General features: G+C 38.4%; 18 protein-coding genes. 13 read left to right on the forward strand and 5 right to left on the reverse strand.

The genetic code is table 11. The features are described 5' to 3' along the window. Nucleotides 1-12: 12 nt before the first annotated feature. From FAZ19_RS10660 to FAZ19_RS10680, 5 genes are all read left to right on the forward strand, one after another. Nucleotides 13-777 carry an SDR family NAD(P)-dependent oxidoreductase gene (locus FAZ19_RS10660; protein ID WP_136820716.1) on the forward strand — a complete coding sequence of 255 codons (765 nt, stop codon included), beginning with the start codon at nt 13-15 and terminating at the stop codon, nt 775-777. A 102-nt stretch (nt 778-879) separates the two neighbouring features. Then, nucleotides 880-1,737: a fumarylacetoacetate hydrolase family protein gene (locus FAZ19_RS10665; RefSeq protein ID WP_136820717.1), complete on the forward strand. Its 858-nt coding sequence runs from the start codon at nt 880-882 to the stop codon at nt 1,735-1,737. Between the two features lies 1 nt (nt 1,738). Beyond that, entirely contained in the window at nt 1,739-2,569 is an 831-nt protein-coding gene (locus FAZ19_RS10670; protein WP_136820718.1) for an amidohydrolase family protein, read from the forward strand. 4 nt (nt 2,570-2,573) lie between these two features. Beyond that, complete coding sequence (locus FAZ19_RS10675; RefSeq protein ID WP_136820719.1) at nt 2,574-3,362, forward strand: L-fucose dehydrogenase; 789 nt, start codon at nt 2,574-2,576, stop codon at nt 3,360-3,362. After that, entirely contained in the window at nt 3,362-4,387 is a 1,026-nt protein-coding gene (locus FAZ19_RS10680) for a zinc-binding alcohol dehydrogenase family protein (protein WP_229707509.1), read from the forward strand. Before FAZ19_RS10675 ends, FAZ19_RS10680 begins: the two co-directional genes overlap by 1 nt. Before the next feature lie 33 nt (nt 4,388-4,420). Here FAZ19_RS10680 and FAZ19_RS10685 read toward each other — a convergent pair whose 3' ends face one another. From FAZ19_RS10685 to panB, 5 genes are all read right to left on the reverse strand, one after another. Next, a complete protein-coding gene (locus FAZ19_RS10685) occupies nt 4,421-5,482 on the reverse strand; it encodes a patatin-like phospholipase family protein (protein ID WP_136820720.1) in 1,062 nt (353 codons plus the stop codon). A gap of 124 nt (nt 5,483-5,606) precedes the next feature. After that, complete coding sequence (locus tag FAZ19_RS10690; protein WP_136820721.1) at nt 5,607-6,383, reverse strand: murein L,D-transpeptidase catalytic domain family protein; 777 nt, start codon at nt 6,381-6,383, stop codon at nt 5,607-5,609. Between the two features lie 92 nt (nt 6,384-6,475). Then, nucleotides 6,476-7,525: a L,D-transpeptidase gene (locus tag FAZ19_RS10695; RefSeq protein ID WP_188876120.1), complete on the reverse strand. Its 1,050-nt coding sequence runs from the start codon at nt 7,523-7,525 to the stop codon at nt 6,476-6,478. Between the two features lie 74 nt (nt 7,526-7,599). After that, nucleotides 7,600-8,208, reverse strand: a complete 609-nt coding sequence (locus FAZ19_RS10700) for a hypothetical protein (protein ID WP_136820722.1) — start codon at nt 8,206-8,208, stop codon at nt 7,600-7,602. 5 nt (nt 8,209-8,213) lie between these two features. Continuing rightward, nucleotides 8,214-9,029 (reverse strand): 3-methyl-2-oxobutanoate hydroxymethyltransferase, encoded by an 816-nt coding sequence (gene panB, locus FAZ19_RS10705; RefSeq protein WP_136820723.1) that lies wholly within the window; start codon nt 9,027-9,029, stop codon nt 8,214-8,216. A 107-nt stretch (nt 9,030-9,136) separates the two neighbouring features. On the opposite strand from panB, the gene FAZ19_RS10710 reads away from it, so the two are divergent. The 8 genes from FAZ19_RS10710 (at nt 9,137) to cysD (ending at nt 16,617) form a co-directional block, all read left to right on the forward strand. Then, nucleotides 9,137-9,880 carry an RluA family pseudouridine synthase gene (locus FAZ19_RS10710; protein ID WP_136820724.1) on the forward strand — a complete coding sequence of 248 codons (744 nt, stop codon included), beginning with the start codon at nt 9,137-9,139 and terminating at the stop codon, nt 9,878-9,880. Between the two features lie 17 nt (nt 9,881-9,897). Beyond that, entirely contained in the window at nt 9,898-10,506 is a 609-nt protein-coding gene (locus FAZ19_RS10715; RefSeq protein ID WP_136820725.1) for a TlpA family protein disulfide reductase, read from the forward strand. Between the two features lie 10 nt (nt 10,507-10,516). Further along, nucleotides 10,517-11,350: an orotidine-5'-phosphate decarboxylase gene (gene pyrF / locus FAZ19_RS10720; RefSeq protein WP_136820726.1), complete on the forward strand. Its 834-nt coding sequence runs from the start codon at nt 10,517-10,519 to the stop codon at nt 11,348-11,350. 195 nt (nt 11,351-11,545) lie between these two features. Beyond that, nucleotides 11,546-13,651 (forward strand): HEPN domain-containing protein, encoded by a 2,106-nt coding sequence (locus FAZ19_RS10725; protein ID WP_136820727.1) that lies wholly within the window; start codon nt 11,546-11,548, stop codon nt 13,649-13,651. 18 nt (nt 13,652-13,669) lie between these two features. Beyond that, nucleotides 13,670-14,437: a uroporphyrinogen-III C-methyltransferase gene (cobA, locus tag FAZ19_RS10730; protein WP_136820728.1), complete on the forward strand. Its 768-nt coding sequence runs from the start codon at nt 13,670-13,672 to the stop codon at nt 14,435-14,437. Further along, entirely contained in the window at nt 14,437-15,030 is a 594-nt protein-coding gene (locus tag FAZ19_RS10735; protein ID WP_136820729.1) for a precorrin-2 dehydrogenase/sirohydrochlorin ferrochelatase family protein, read from the forward strand. Before cobA ends, FAZ19_RS10735 begins: the two co-directional genes overlap by 1 nt. After that, entirely contained in the window at nt 15,014-15,712 is a 699-nt protein-coding gene (locus FAZ19_RS10740) for a phosphoadenylyl-sulfate reductase (protein ID WP_136820730.1), read from the forward strand. Before FAZ19_RS10735 ends, FAZ19_RS10740 begins: the two co-directional genes overlap by 17 nt. Nucleotides 15,713-15,726: 14 nt before the next feature. Further along, nucleotides 15,727-16,617 (forward strand): sulfate adenylyltransferase subunit CysD, encoded by an 891-nt coding sequence (cysD, locus tag FAZ19_RS10745; RefSeq protein ID WP_136820731.1) that lies wholly within the window; start codon nt 15,727-15,729, stop codon nt 16,615-16,617. The last annotated feature ends 37 nt before the right edge of the window (nt 16,618-16,654 follow it).

Genomic DNA, 16,654 nt, shown 5'->3' on the forward strand with positions numbered 1-16,654 from the left:
AAATAAATAGTGATGTCAAAGTTAGCCCATAAAGTAGCTGTTATAACCGGTGGCGGAAGCGGAATCGGAAGAGCAATCAGTGAACTGTTTGCGAAAGAAGGTGCTTCAGTACACATTTTGGATTTAAATGAAGAAGAAGCACAACAGGTGTGTGAGGGAATACTTCAAAGAAAAGGAAGCGGTCAAGCACATAAATGTAATGTATCGAACCAAGAAGAAGTAGCTTCCGTCATTGAAAAAATAGGACGTATAGATATTTTGGTAAACAATGCGGGGATAGCACATGTAGGTAATATAGAGAATTGTGGTAAGGACGATTTTGATCGCATTTTCAATGTAAATGTGAAGGGTGCCTATAATGCCCTATACGCTGTAATTCCATCGATGAAGAAACATGGAGGCGGAGCAATTTTAAATCTTGCTTCTATTGCTGCATGGGTAGGTATTACGGATCGATTTGCGTACTCCATGAGCAAAGGCGCCATCTTTGCCATGAGCCTATCAGTAGCCCGGGATTATATAGCAGACAATATCCGTTGCAACAGTATTTCACCTGCACGTGTACATACACCTTTTGTGGATGGATTTATTGCCAAAAATTATCCCGGTAAAGAGGAAGAAATGTTTGAGAAGCTCTCAAAATCACAACCAATTGGCCGTATGGCACAACCAGAGGAGATAGCAAAGCTCGCTTTATTTCTATGTAGTGATGATGCGGGTTTTATTACAGGTAATGATTATCCCATTGATGGAGGATTTATTAAACTGAATAATTAACAACATAAATAAAATACGATGAAACCGAGAAGCAAATCATTGATATACAAGACAATGATTTACATCGAGCTCTCATCAGGCATAATTAAAAATTAAAATACGATGAAACTAATACGTTTTGGTGAACCAGGAAAAGAAAAAATAGGTGTTCAAATCGATGGCAAAAGCTATGATGTGTCGGCCTTTGGGGGAGACTATACAGAAGATTTTTTTGCAAATAATGGCTTAGCTCGACTGGATGAGTTTGTTAAAGCCAATGAAGGTAAATTAATTGAAATTCCTAACGATGTACGTTTAGGCGCTCCTTTTGCCCGACCGTCTAAGATTGTTTGTATCGGTCTAAACTACAAGGATCATGCTGCTGAGACAAATTCTCCGATCCCGGCCGAGCCTATTATTTTTATGAAATCGACCTCATCTTTGGTAGGGCCGAATGACAACGTTACGATTCCCCGCAATTCGGAAAAAACCGATTGGGAAGTGGAATTTGGGATTGTCATTGGTAAGAAAGCCTCGTATGTAGAAGAATCTGAAGCTTTGGATTACGTAGCAGGATATGTATTGCATAATGATGTATCCGAGCGTGCATTCCAATTGGAAAGAGGTGGAACTTGGGATAAAGGGAAAGGATGCGACACCTTTGCACCTATGGGACCGATCCTAACAACACAGGACGAAATTCCGGATATCAATAACGTGCGTCTCTGGTTAAAAGTAAATGGTAAAACCTATCAGGATGGAAATACCAGCAACCTAATCTTTTCTGTTCAGCATATTATTTCATATGTATCCCAGTTTATGACTTTACTTCCAGGTGATGTTATTTCTACGGGCACTCCGGCCGGAGTTGGTTTAGGTTTTAACCCACCAATTTATTTAAAACCAGGTGACACAATAGAATTAGGAGCAGATTATTTAGGAGTACAGAAACAAGAAGTCGTAGCTTATTCAGGAAAATAGTATGCGTATAGATGCTCATCAACATTTTTGGATATATGATAAGGTAAAAGACAGTTGGATAACGGATGATATGGCTGTTATCCAGCGGGACTTCTTACCCAACGACCTTTCGGCTATTTTGAAGGAGAGTAAAATTGATGGAACTGTGGCAGTACAAGCGAGTCAAAGTGCTACAGAAACACAATTTTTGGTCGATCTATCTAAGGTTTATGCATTAATTAAAGGAGTAGTTGGTTGGGTCGACTTGCAAGCTGAAAATATTGATGAACAATTGCAAGAATACAGAAAAGAGTCTATCATCAAAGGATTTAGACATATTATCCAAGGAGAAGAGGATCCGGATTTTATTTTGCGCGAAACTTTTCAACGTGGTATTAAGGCGTTGACAAAATATGGCTATACTTACGATCTCTTGATTAGACCACATCATTTCCATAGTACGTTAGCCTGCGTCGCGGCCAATCCTGAACAGAAATTTGTTCTAGATCATATGGCCAAACCAGGTATAAAAAACGGAGGTACACAGGGGTGGTTCGAGTTTATTACGGAGCTAGCTAAATATAAAAATGTAAGCTGTAAGATCTCTGGCCTGGTGACAGAAGCAGATTGGAAAAATTGGAAAGTGGATGATTTTGTACCCTATATTGCTCACACAATTAGTGCCTTTGGTGCAGAAAGAATTATGTTTGGGTCAGACTGGCCTGTCATGTTGTTAGCAGCTTCCTATACACAAGGAATAGAAATACTGAATAAGCACATGGCACCTCTTACAGAAATAGAGCTGGATGCTTTTTGGGGAGGAAATGCTACTAAATTCTATAATTTAAAATAAGAAAATGGATTTAAATTTAAAAGATAAAGTTTTTGTAGTCACGGGTGGTGCCAAAGGTATTGGCCGTGCTATTGTAGTCGCTTTGGCCGAAGAAGGTGCAATCCCGGTTATTGTGGGAAGAAACCAAACTGACAACAACACGGTGAAAGACGAAGTGGCGAAATTAGGAGTTACGACGATCTCGATACAAGCAGAATTATCAAATCCCCAAGATTGTGAAAATGCTGTTAAAGAGACATTAGCCCAATTTGGCCGCATTGACGGTTTAGTAAACAACGCAGGTGTTAACGATGGTGTAGGGTTGGAATCTGGGAATTATGAACGCTTTGTGCAATCTTTGCATAGCAATCTTATTCACTATTATTTAATGGCTCATCATTCTCTGGAGGCTTTAAAGGCATCGAAAGGTACTATTCTTAATATTACGTCAAAAACGGCCGAAACAGGACAAGGAAACACTTCAGCGTATGCTGCGTCCAATGGTGGACGTAATGCACTAACACGGGAATGGGCCGTCGAACTTTTACCTTATGGCATTCGTGTTAATGCAATTGTAGTTGCTGAGGCATCAACTCCTCAATATGATAAATGGATCCAAACATTGGATAACCCGGAAGAGACCTTAACAAAAATTACCAATCGTATTCCGTTGGAACACCGAATGACAACCTCCGAAGAGATTGCCTACACGACCGTATTTTTATTGTCCGACCGCTCAAGCCATACTACAGGTCAACTAATTCATGTAGATGGCGGATATGTGCATTTAGATAGAGCTCTTATTAAAGAATAATGATGAAAACCTTAGTTTGCGAAGAACCTCTTCGCTTCGTCTATAAAGAAAGTGTTATTCCTACACTTACAGAAGGTGAAGTATTGATACGGATAAAACGTATAGGTATCTGTGGTACAGACTACCATGCATACCAAGGAAATCAACCCTTTTTTCAATATCCACGCGTGCTAGGACATGAATTATCGGGCGTAATTGATGATTTTAATTTATCGGAGAATGCCAAAGGATTGAAATTGGGTGATAAAGCATGCGTATTGCCGTATTTATATTGTGGAAACTGCGTGGCATGTCGGAAAGGAAAACCCAACTGTTGTACCTCCATTCAAGTGTTAGGCGTACATACCGATGGTGGTATGTGCGAATACATTAAAGTCCCAGAGCAGTATGTTTTTGTCGATAATGAGCTAAGTTTTAATGAGCTTGCATTGGTCGAACCCTTAGCGATAGGTGCGCATGGCGTAAATAACGCGAATGTCAAAGCAGACGACTATGTGGCAATAATCGGTTCTGGTCCGATTGGTTTAGCGGCTATTAATTTTGCACAGATTAAAGGAGCTAAAATCATTGTCGTAGATATTAATCAAGAACGATTAAATCTATGCAAGACTAAATTTAACGTAGAATATACCATTAACTCCTTGGAAGAAAATACAGTGGAAGCTATTCGACGGATAACAGATGGCGATATGTGTGATGTTGTTATTGACGCTACAGGAAATTTAAAAGCAATTAACAGCTCATTTTATTATTTGGCGCATACCGGAAAATACATTCTGATAGGTTTGCAAAAAGGAGAGATATCATTTAGTCATCCAGAGTTTCACAAACGGGAAGCCACATTAATGAGTAGCAGAAATGCACTCCATAGCGATTTCGACTTTGTGTTAGGGAGCTTGAAAAACGGCAGTGTCAAAGCTGAAAACTATATTACACATGATGTTTCTTTTGATGATATAGCAGATAAATTTGATGGATTAGCTAAGAATCCACAAAAGGTGATAAAGGCGATGATTAAATTTTAAGGAAAGGGGATTAGGGGAGAGGTATCGAAGCGCTTATTCTTTAATTTTCAAGAAATGCCATACGGATTTCTCCCTTCGTTCAATTTCCTTTTTATCCTGTATTAGCTCCGCTGCCAAAGCATCTAAAACTGCTTCATTCTCGCTTACAACTTTATCGGCTAGGGTTACTATTTTATGGATATTGGATTTATTGGCGGCATCCATCGCGGGATTAATAGAAGAGAGGTTTGTAGGCTCTATACGGAGGTAATTATTTGGTTTCTTTACCGATTTAAAAAGCTGTTTTATAAAATAATCATTACTCTCAGAGGAAGAGGACGTCATAATGTCTACCAGAGCTGGACTTATTGAAATAGCCCACTTTTTCTTAAAGTCTTCGTAATTATAGGCATTTTTAGTTACACCTGTTCCTAAGGATAGAATATTCATATCGGTTATCTTGAAGGTATTGAACGTTTTCAAAACCTCAAGGAGCGCCGCTATGGCTGGATTATGTGCGAAAAGACCACCATCCAATAATGTATAACGCGTTCCCGCTAAAGAGAAAATTTCTGCTACCGAAAAAAAACTTGGAGCTGCAGATGTTGCCCTACATACTTCCCGCAACAGGAAGTCTCTGGCATCACCATGACTTAAAGCTTTTTGCTGTCTAAATAAATGATTTTTACGTAATTCTATATTATAGGCTGTAATAATGCAGGGCTTAATCAGTTCACTCAATTTGGTGTCACCAAAATAGTCTTGTAGTACTTTTTCTAAAACCTTTTCATCGTACAATTCGCTCAATAGACCAAATTTACCCAAAAACTTTCTCCATTTTTGTGCATTGAAAATTTCCTCTCCATGTTCTAAATAAATGTCTAATGCCTCCCGCGCGCTAAACTTTGGCTTTTGAGGATTGTCTGGCGAAGGAAATAATAGCAGGGAAATGAAAATTCCTCCGGTACTAGTTCCTGAAAAAAAATCAAAGTATTCGGATATATGGGTTTGAGGATCTCCGCTTAATTTTCTTATTTTATCTTCCAAGGTTGCAACGACCATTCCCGGTATAATACCGCGAATGCCGCCGCCGTCAATAGACAATATTCTTTTCATGCAAAGGGATGTTCGGTTATTCTAAGATACGAATTATTTACAATAAATAAGGATGGCTAAATGTAAAAAGGGATAAGATATATACATACCTTATCCCTTTTTTTATTTCATTAATAGCTAAATATTAATTTAAAGATATATTAGAATTCGTTGTTTGCTCTATTTCGTGTTGTGCCAACAAACCTCTTTTTACCGAATGGAGCACCTTAGATTGTGCAATATAATCTTTGTTATCAGCATAGATAAAGAGCATGGTACCTTCTTTAATTGTATTAATTATGGGCTTTGTTACCCCTCTCGGTAAAGCGGGACAACCGTAGCTTCTACCCAATCTACCGGTAGAAGCTATTACCGCGTTACTGCAGTAATCTGCACCATGTATCACCACGGCTCTTGGCTTAGCCTGATCATTAATTCCACGTTCAAGCCCATTTATGACTAGAGAATAACCATTTCCCCCTTGGTATGTATTTTCAGTAACATAGAATCCCAAAGAACTTTGATAAGAGCCGTGTTTATTCGAAAAGGATTTGGCATATTTTTCTCCGCTATTTCTTCCATGCGAAACAATACTATGGTAAAGGAGCTTTTTGTTTTTAAGATCAATGACATACATTCTTTTATCGGTCGACGGAAGTGTAAAATCAATCACCGTAATGATATTTTTATTCTTAATAGGAAGGTTTTCGTATCCTATCATGGCTTGCTCAAAAGCATCAAATTTTAATGTTCCTTCGAGTTTAATTGCTGAATAAAGTTTTTCGATTTCTGTACTATCATCTGTGTTTCCAATAATAGTATCTGTAGGGATGGGGGTATTTACTGTTTTTAAAGAATTATTTTGATTAGCAAAATTGGTAAAAAACCAAGTTGTAATTAAAATAAAAAGTAGATTTTTCATAGGCACACATTATCTATTCACTAATTCACGAAACAAAGGTAAAAACCCTATTTTTAGGAAAGTGTTAAGAAATGTTAAGAATAGGTTTGTGTCTAATCGATGACAATCACCAATGAAGCCATTGGCTTCACCAAATCGAACACAAATTTGGCATGGGAAGATGCATTACGCACACACATATGCGATCGTGGAGTCGTCCCTAATGACCAACTATATTCGATGATCTTTCCCTTGGGATTATTAACCGGAACGCCGTGTATATAGGCTCCATTCGTGAATCGGCTTGCATATGGGGCAAATCCTTCGATATTTTTTGTGCCGTCTTTCACATAATACATTTTGCTTTTTTGTTCTTGAACCAAGAAAATACCAACAGGGGTTTCCATCGCATGAGGAGGGAGATGCCTTCCCGTTGTCGCAGGATTCATACTTCGGATAATCCAACCTTTGCCCGATTTCTCCAGTGTACAAATGTTTTGATTTGTAACATCAACGACAACAGCATGATAAAAATCAACCGTATCGCCTATTAATTTCACATATCGCCTCGGCACTTCCCAAGCTCCTTCAACGTTTGTTAACCCCTCTACCTTGACCATATCCAGTGTATCGCTGCTCAACAGCTTCACCAAGGAACCGTCTCTTCCGTATATTAAGGGCACTTTTGCGTCACCGACAGCGTATAGGGGAGTAGATTGGTATCTTTCAACGCCCAATGTATCGGAAACACGTTTGTAGGCATTTCGTTTGAAATTTGCAACGACTGGCGCTTCGCGGTTTTTATTTTTATAATTTTGAAGAACAGCGTAATTGATGTCCTGACGTTGAAAATTTTCAATAATCGCCAGTTTCTCTTTTATCTTTTCCCATTGAAATACCCTAACCGTATCTTTATAAGGGTAAGTATCTTCCAACGTGTATTTATCAAATGTCAACTCTTTTGATAGGTTAATGTCCGCCGCAGTTATCGGACGTCTTCTTTCCTCTTCTTCCGCTTTTTTAATACGTTCTATCGAGTCCTTTTTAACGCGTTCTAACGAATCCCTTCTAGCACTCTCTTTTGCTTCCTGCCGGGTTTTATTGTTGCAAGAAACCACTATTGACATGACTAATAATAAAACCGGAAGAAAGGTTAATCTCATATATCGTGCGTTAATAATTGTTTAATATCGTTTTTAGTTAATTGTCACAAGAATCGTGTTGATTATACGCACCCTCATATAACAGGAAACAATTTTGTTTCAACCTCCGTTGGAAAATGCGCCAGTTTATCGAAAAGGATTTTATTTTCAACATTTTCCTTCAACAAATAAGAAATCGTTATCTTTTGTTTGGCTAATATCATTTCGTAATAACCAAATAATATGCCATTATTTTTTTGAACGGATTTAATTTCTTTATACGCTTTAACATCCGTAATCAAATTGAAGACTATTCTATTACCCTCCAATGATTCTATAGTCAGATCATCATTTATTTTGTCATAGAATATGCGTTGATTTCGCGTATGACGGATATGGTTGTTCAATATAAGAAACTGACCGATCAGGTATAAACTGATCGGGAGCATGATTAAAGCGATTTTAAATTTTGTTGCCAAAACCAAAATAATGACCAATAAGAGTATCCCTGTGAATACACTGAATAAGGTTTTCTGAACAATAGCTTTAAGAACGTTAAGGGGTGCTGTAATTTCAATAATACGTAGGGAAGGTTGTATCTTGTCGTAATTGTTACGTATCTGTGTGCCAAACATACGAAGCCTGCGCACAATAAAGTACAAGATAAATGCCAATAGCGTAATTACTAAAATTACTTTAACCATACAGATTAATATTGTTCTTTCTCGTTTGGATAGTCTGCTGACTTTACATCTGCTACATACTGTGCAGCTGCATTCGTGATTTCTTCATATAGATGAAGATACTGACGCAAAAACTTAGGTTTAAAGTCTTTCGTCAAACCCAACATATCGTTAACTACCAACACCTGTCCGTCACATGCATTCCCTGCACCGATACCTATCGTAGGAATTCTGAGGGATTTAGTTACCTCTTCTGCTAATTTTGACGGTATTTTTTCCAATACCACGGCGAAACAGCCCGCTTCTTGCAATGCTAGAGCATCTGATTTCAACTTTTCAGCTTCAGCTTCTTCTTTCGCTCGAACACCAAAATCCCCAAATTGATAAATTGCCTGAGGAGTAAGTCCCAGATGTCCGCAGACGGGGATCCCGGCTTGGATAATTTTTTTGATATTATCGATAATTTCTATTCCCCCCTCTAATTTCAGGGCGTGCGCGCCAGATTCTTTCATCATTCTTACGCCTGCATGATATGCATTTTCGACTGATCCTTGATATTCACCAAAAGGCAGATCTACCAATACCATTGCACGGGTAGCTGCTCTAGCAACGGCTGATGCATGGTATATCATATGATCTAACGTGATAGGTAAGGTGGTCTCGTAACCTGCAAAAACATTGGCTGCCGAATCACCCACAAGAATTATATCCAATCCAGCTTCATCCAGGGCACGTGCCATAGAATAATCATACCCCGTAAGCATACTTATTTTTTCACCTCTTAATTTCATTTCTTTAATTGTAGAGGTAGTTACCCTTTTTATCACTTTATTTACAGACATAATTTCATTGTTACGTTCCAAAATTAGGAATTAAAAAAACAAACTTCCGATTTAATTCCTAAAAAGCTTTATTTAACAAAGTCATCCTGATTTTGTAGTTTTGTATTATGATTCAAAATGAACACCGTTTATTTAAGTTTCCCAAATTCGCAGATTTAATTATTCATGAGGATGACAACTTGATTGTTATCAATAAGCCACCATTTGTGGCTTCTTTGGATGAAAGGGAAGGGGGTGAAGTTAATATTTTACGATTAGCTAAAAAATACTATGATGATGCTCAGGTGTGTCATCGACTAGACAAAGATACTTCCGGTATTTTATTGATCGCAAAAAACCCTGATACTTACCGCTCTGTAAGTATAGAATTTGAAAAAAGAAGAGTGAGTAAAATTTATCATGCCATTATAGGAGGCATCCATACTTTTGAAAATTTAAAGGTCGATCTACCTATATTAAATCAAGGAAATAAAAATGTTTCCATTGACAGAACGAATGGTAAGGCCGCAGTGACTATTTTCAATACATTACAGTATTTTAAAAATTACACACTGGTAGAATGCAGGCCTATAACGGGCAGAATGCACCAAATTCGTATCCATTTAGCGACACAACATGCTGCTATCGTAGGAGATTTAATGTATAAAGGCAAACCTATTTACTTATCTCAAATCAAAAAAAGAGGATTTACCATTTCCAAAGACCAAGATGAACAACCCATTATAAGGCGCTTTGCATTGCATTCAAAGGCCGTAGAATTTGTGCTAGATGGTAAAAAATATGCGTTCGAAGCGCAATATCCGAAGGATTTTGCAACGTTGTTAAAGCAGTTGGAAAAATTTGATAGCTAAAAATCATAAAACAGGATATGACAAAAAACAAAAAAATCGGTTTGGTCTTTTTTATTATAGTAGCCATAGCAGGTGTTGTGCTGCTTTTACCTAATAATGCTTTCATAAAACAAGGCTTAACGCGATTAGGTTTTTTTAAACAAACGGTAGAAAATAACGCTGAAAAAACAGTACCTGTGGCAAAAGACGAAAGCTTATCGGAAGATATTCCGGCTTCCGCATCTTTTATCGATAGCAATAATAAATCTGTTAATACTGAAGACCTAAGAGGTAAGGTCGTATTTATTAATTTCTGGGCAACTTGGTGTCCACCTTGCCGAGCAGAAATGCCTTCTATCGAGAAACTCTATAAAAAATTTAAAAACAATGAGCAAATAGTGTTTCTAATTGTCGAGATAGACAATGATGTTGACGGAACGAAGAAATTCATATCCGAGCAAAACTTATCTTTACCTATTTCTTATCCAAATAGTGAGATTCCTTCCACATGGTTAGGAGGCTCTATTCCAACCACAGTTATTCTTGACAAAACCGGTAAAATAGCCGCACGTAAAGAGGGTATGTATGACTATTCTACTAAAGAAATGGAAGAATTTATTGCTAACTTAATCAACAACGCTTTATAACATTACTGGAATGACAAGAACGGAGCTGATTCAACAGATCAAACGGAAGAAAAGTTTTTTATGTGTTGGTCTTGATACGGATATAAATAAAATACCCCAACACCTCTTAGCAGAGGAAGATCCCATCTATGCATTTAATAAAGCTATTATAGAAGCTACCGAAGATCTTTGCGTAGCGTACAAGCCCAATATCGCCTTTTATGAAAGTTATGGCGTAAAGGGTTGGCGTTCCCTCCAAAAAACCTGGGAAGCCCTTCCAAAAAACTGCTTAAGTATCGCTGACGCAAAACGGGGAGATATAGGCAATACATCAAGAATGTATGCCAAAGCTTTTTTTGATCAGTCTGTTTCTGGAATGAGCTTTGATTCTATTACTATTGCGCCCTACATGGGAAAAGATTCAGTCACACCATTTCTAGATTTTGAAAGCAAATGGGCCATTGTACTTGCACTTACATCAAATGAAGGAAGTTTAGATTTTCAGAATTTCGTCAACTCAAGTGGCAAGCAGCTTTTCGAGGAGGTTATTGACAAAGTTAATAATTGGGGAAGTATCGAAAATCTAATGTATGTAGTCGGCGCTACCCGTGGAGAGGGGTTTACTAAAATAAGAGAGCATGCTCCAGATCATTTTTTATTGGTTCCTGGCGTCGGTGCACAAGGTGGCTCCCTTCAGGATGTATGCAAATACGGAATGAATAAAGACTGTGGGCTTTTGGTGAATAGTACAAGAGGCATAATATATGCTTCCAACGGTTCAGATTTTGTAGAAAGGGCTAGGGAAGAAGCCATAAAATTGCAAAAGGAAATGGAAATCGAATTGGAAAGGGCGGGGATAATTTAAATGGACACATTTTAACTGTACTGAGCACATCGTACAAACGGTTGAGTAGGTTGCAATTAAAAAATATACACTAAATCAATAGATTTTATGTGATTAATAGATATTTATTTCATAATTTTGTAGAATCGTTGTTCGTGATATCTTATCTACAAGCGACATTTGTTACAACTTTTATAAATTAGAGACAAGAAGAGTATGCAGAGCTTTCGTACAGAACTAGAAAATCCAGTAGTAGAGCAGGAAATAATAGAATTAGAAAAAAAAATTAGGGCCTATCAAGAAGGCACTATTACCGATGAAAAGTTTCGTTCGTTGAGGTTGGCTAGAGGGGTTTATGGTCAGCGTCAACCGGGGGTACAAATGGTTCGGATCAAACTTCCCTTTGGGAAGGTGACCTTTAAACAACTATTTAAAATATCGGATATTTCAGATCAATACGCCAGTAAAAATCTGCACCTTACTACAAGACAAGATATCCAAATTCACTACGTAAGTTTGGATCGTACGCCCGAACTATGGGCTAAACTTGCTGAAGATGATATAACACTCCGTGAAGCTTGTGGTAATACAGTACGAAATGTTACGGCGTCTCCTACGGCAGGTATCGATCCCAACGAACCATTCGATGTATCGCCTTATGCGCAAAAGACCTTCGAATATTTCCTCAGAAATCCAATTTGTGCAGATATGGGAAGGAAATTCAAGATTTCTTTCTCATCTAGCGAGCAGGACACTGCTTTCTCTTATATCCACGACTTTGGCTTTATTCCAAAGATAAAGCATGTTGACGGACAGGAAGTAAGAGGCTTTAAGGTGATGATAGGTGGTGGCCTTGGCTCTCAACCCATATTAGCATCCGAAGTCTATGATTTCTTGCCAGAGAATCAGATTATACCTTATATGGAGGCAACATTACGCGTGTTCGATCGATATGGAGAAAGAAATAATCGAAATAAGGCCCGCTTCAAATACTTGGTACAAAAGTTAGGACTGAGTGAAGTTCTCCGTCTTATCGATGAAGAACGAATCGCTAACAAAAATCAATATGTAGAGATCGATCGGACAAAAATCCAACAACCTGAACCACCGATAATCCAAGTCAACGAAGTAGCTCCTGTAGATGCTTTAGCATTTGAAATATGGAAAACTACAAATGTGTTCGAACAGAAACAACAAGGATATTATGGAGTTTATGTCAAAGTTCTAACAGGAGATATTCCTACTGCTAAGGCACGTACGCTTATCCATGCAGTTCGCGATCATATTGCAGATGATATTCGTATCACGCAAGATCAAAATTTATTGTTTAAATACGTGCGTGTAGAATCATTACCACATATTTTCAATGTGCTTACCGAATTGGGTTATGCTAAACCTGGATATAATAGCACGTCAGATGTGACCACCTGCCCAGGTACAGATACGTGTAACTTAGGCATTTCAAATTCGACTGAAATGGCACGTGTAATAGAAAAATATATCCACGAATTTCATTCCGAATTTGTATACGAACAAGATCTTAAAATAAAGATATCCGGATGCATGAATTCTTGTGGCCAACACGGACTGGCACACATTGGATTTCATGGCAGCTCTGTAAAAGCAGAAGGAAAAGTAGTGCCAGCAGCTCAAGTTATGTTAGGTGGAGGTACAGTTGGAGATGGAAAAGGGCGTGTAGCAGAGCGTGTTACCAAAGTACCTACTAAGCGTGTTTTACAAGTTGTGGACGTCGTATTATCAGATTATAAGGCGAATCATTTAGAACATGAGAATTTCCATGCGTATTATGATAGACAAACGAAGGACTATTTTTATCGGCTGTTAAAACCATTGGCAGATTTAACCAATCTCACTCCCGACGAGTTCATTGATTGGGGACACGAAGAAACTTTTGTAACGGCTATAGGTGTAGGAGAATGTGCCGGTGTTGTAATCGATTTAGTAGCAACTTTGCTTTCGGAAGTTGAAGAAAAGATTGAGTGGTCCAAAAAGGCATTAAGCGATGCGTTGTATGCTGATGCAATCTACCATGCATATAGTGCTTTTGTATGGACGGCTAAAGCGCTACTGTTGGACAAAGGCGTGAATGCCAGTACACAATCTGCTGTCATTTCCGAGTTTGACAAACTCTATGTACAGGAAGGAACATTTACGTTCCCTAGCACATTTACAGAGCGTGTACTGCAGATCAACAAATATGAACCTTCAAAAGAATTTGCCGAAACATTTCTTCTACAAGCTACGGCATTTTATTTAGAAGGAGCAGAGAGAAGGGACGAACTACGCTTAATAAACCAATAAAAAAGAAGGAGAGAAGAGATGTTAGAGATTCAACCATTTGTAACGTTAGTAGGTGCAGGGCCTGGTGATGCCGAATTGATTACCCTAAAAGGGATCAAAGCAATCAAAGCAGCAGATGTTATATTATATGATGCACTTGTAAACGCAGAATTATTAGATTATGCTAAACCATCTTGCACCAAAATATACGTCGGTAAACGTGCCGAACGACTATCTACATCACAAGATCAAATCAATAAACTATTGGTTGATTATGCTTTAACGTATGGACATGTCGTGCGGCTTAAAGGAGGCGATCCTTTTGTTTTCGGACGAGGAGGTGAAGAATTAGAATATGTACATCAACACAATATTCCAACAGCCGTAATTCCAGGTATTTCGTCGTCCGTTGGCCTGACAGGGCTGCAACAAATTCCATTGACCCACCGAGGCGTTAGTGAAAGTTTTTGGGTGATTACTGGCTCCACTTCAGATGGACGACTTTCGGACGACTTGTACACTGCAGTAAAAACGGCTGCGACTATCGTAGTCCTAATGGGATTCTCCAAATTAAAACAAATAGTTGCCCTTTATCAAGAAAATGGTCGCGGTGATTTACCAATAGCACTTATCCAAAACGGATCGCTGGTTAATGAACGGATTGCATTAGGGACAATAAATACAATATTAGAAGAAGCAGATAAAAATCTTCTAGGCGTCCCAGCCATCATTGTGCTAGGAGAGGTCGTTGCAAAACATCAACGATTTGAAACGATTAAATCTGAATTACAAGATATCGAAGCGTAATGAACGAACTTTTCCCAATATATCTCAAGTTGGATCAAGTCCAGACCTTAGTGGTCGGGGCTGGACCTGTGGGCTTGGAGAAACTGGAAGCCTTAATTGGCAATTCCCCGAAAGCTAATATACACGTGGTGGCAAAAGAGGTTATACCGGAATTTGAGAGATTCATTGCAGATAAAACAAATGTTCGATTAAGTCAGCGTGCATTCGAACTACGCGATATGGAACGGGTAGACTTAATTATTCTGGCAACAAATAACCCAGAATTTAACAATCAAGTCCGCGAATTGGCTTCTCAAAATCATATTTTATTGAATGTAGCAGATAAACCCAGTCTTTGTGATTTTTATTTAGGATCAGTTGTACAAAAAGGAAATTTAAAAATTGGTATTTCTACAAATGGAAAATCACCTACCATCGCCAAGCGTCTAAAAGAATTTTTAAACGATTTATTGCCTGAGGAGATCGATCAAACGCTAGACTTAATGCAGTCGATGCGGAATTCGCTCAAAGGCGATTTTCAAGAAAAAATAAAAGTGCTTAACGCACATACTAAAGAATTATTAAAAAATACCTCTAATGATAGCGCAAATTAAGAAGGAAATTGAAGGGCTGGCCCCCATCGACGTCATTCGCTATGTAGACCAAAAGTTTAAAAATGAAACGATATTTTCTACTTCTTTTGGGATTGAAGATCAAGTAATCACACATTTGCTTGCAGAAATAGGATCGTCAGCTTCTATCTTTACATTGGAAACGGGCCGTCTATTTCCAGAAACGTATTATGTATGGAATCGAACGTTGGAGAAATATAAACTCCCAATAAAAGCATATTACCCCAACACAGATGCTGTAGAATCATTAGTAAGCTTAAAAGGACCTTCCAGTTTTTACGAGTCAGTAGAAAATAGGAAGGAATGCTGCTTCATACGTAAAATCGAACCCTTACAGCGCGCTATTCAAGGTTATAAAGTGTGGATCACTGGTATCCGAGCAGAACAGTCTGCGAATCGCGAAGATATGGACATGATTGAATGGGATGAGACCAATCAGATTATCAAGATTCATCCTATTTTTCATTGGACACTTGATGAAGTAGAATCCTTTTTGAAAACAAACTTTGTTCCTTACAATCCACTCCACGACAAAGGATTTCCAAGTATAGGCTGCCAACCGTGTACACGCGCAGTGCAAAAAGGTGAAGATTTCCGTGCAGGAAGATGGTGGTGGGAAGATATGAGTAAGAAAGAATGTGGTTTACACGTAACGACAAAATAAGATAAGATAGAAGAATGGATTATTTAGATCATTTAGAGGCGGAAGCAATTTATATATTACGCGAAGTGGCAGGCCAATTTGAAAACCCTGCATTATTATTTTCTGGAGGTAAAGATTCTATAACTTTGGTTCATTTGGCCAAAAAGGCCTTTAGACCCGGAAAATTTCCATTTCCTTTAGTACACATTGACACTGGACACAATTTCCCAGAAACCATCGCATACCGTGATTGGCTGATTGAGCAAACAGGAGAGCGGCTTATCGTCGGATTAGTGCAAGATAGTATTGATCAAGGCAAAGTGGTCGAGCAAACAGGCAAGAATGCTAGTCGTAATGCATTACAGACAGTCACACTCTTAGACACGATTGAAAAATACGGATTTGATGCATGTATAGGAGGAGCCCGTCGCGATGAAGAAAAAGCTCGGGCAAAGGAACGGATTTTCTCAGTACGTGACGAATTCGGTCAATGGGATCCCAAAAGACAACGTCCAGAACTTTGGAACATCTTTAACGGTAAGATTCACAAAGGAGAAAATGTCCGTGTATTTCCTATTTCAAATTGGACTGAACTGGATGTATGGAATTACATCAAACGTGAAAAAATTGATCTTCCATCCATATATTTCAGTCATGAGCGTGATGTAGTATTTCGTAATGGACAGTGGATGGCAGCAGCGGCAGCTTTACAAATTGATGAAGAAGACACAGTAGAATATAAATCCGTACGTTTTAGAACAGTGGGTGATATGACATGTACAGCAGCTGTAGATTCAATAGCGACTGAACTCGATGATATCATTGCCGAAATAAAAGCCTCTACCGTGAGCGAACGCGGAGCACGCATGGATGATAAGGTTTCTGAAGCAGCGATGGAAGAACGTAAAAAACAGGGTTATTTTTAAAATAGATATGAGACATTAGATATCAAATGTTAGACCT

Source organism: Sphingobacterium alkalisoli, from assembly GCF_005049105.1.
In the GTDB taxonomy this organism is placed as follows: domain Bacteria; phylum Bacteroidota; class Bacteroidia; order Sphingobacteriales; family Sphingobacteriaceae; genus Sphingobacterium; species Sphingobacterium alkalisoli.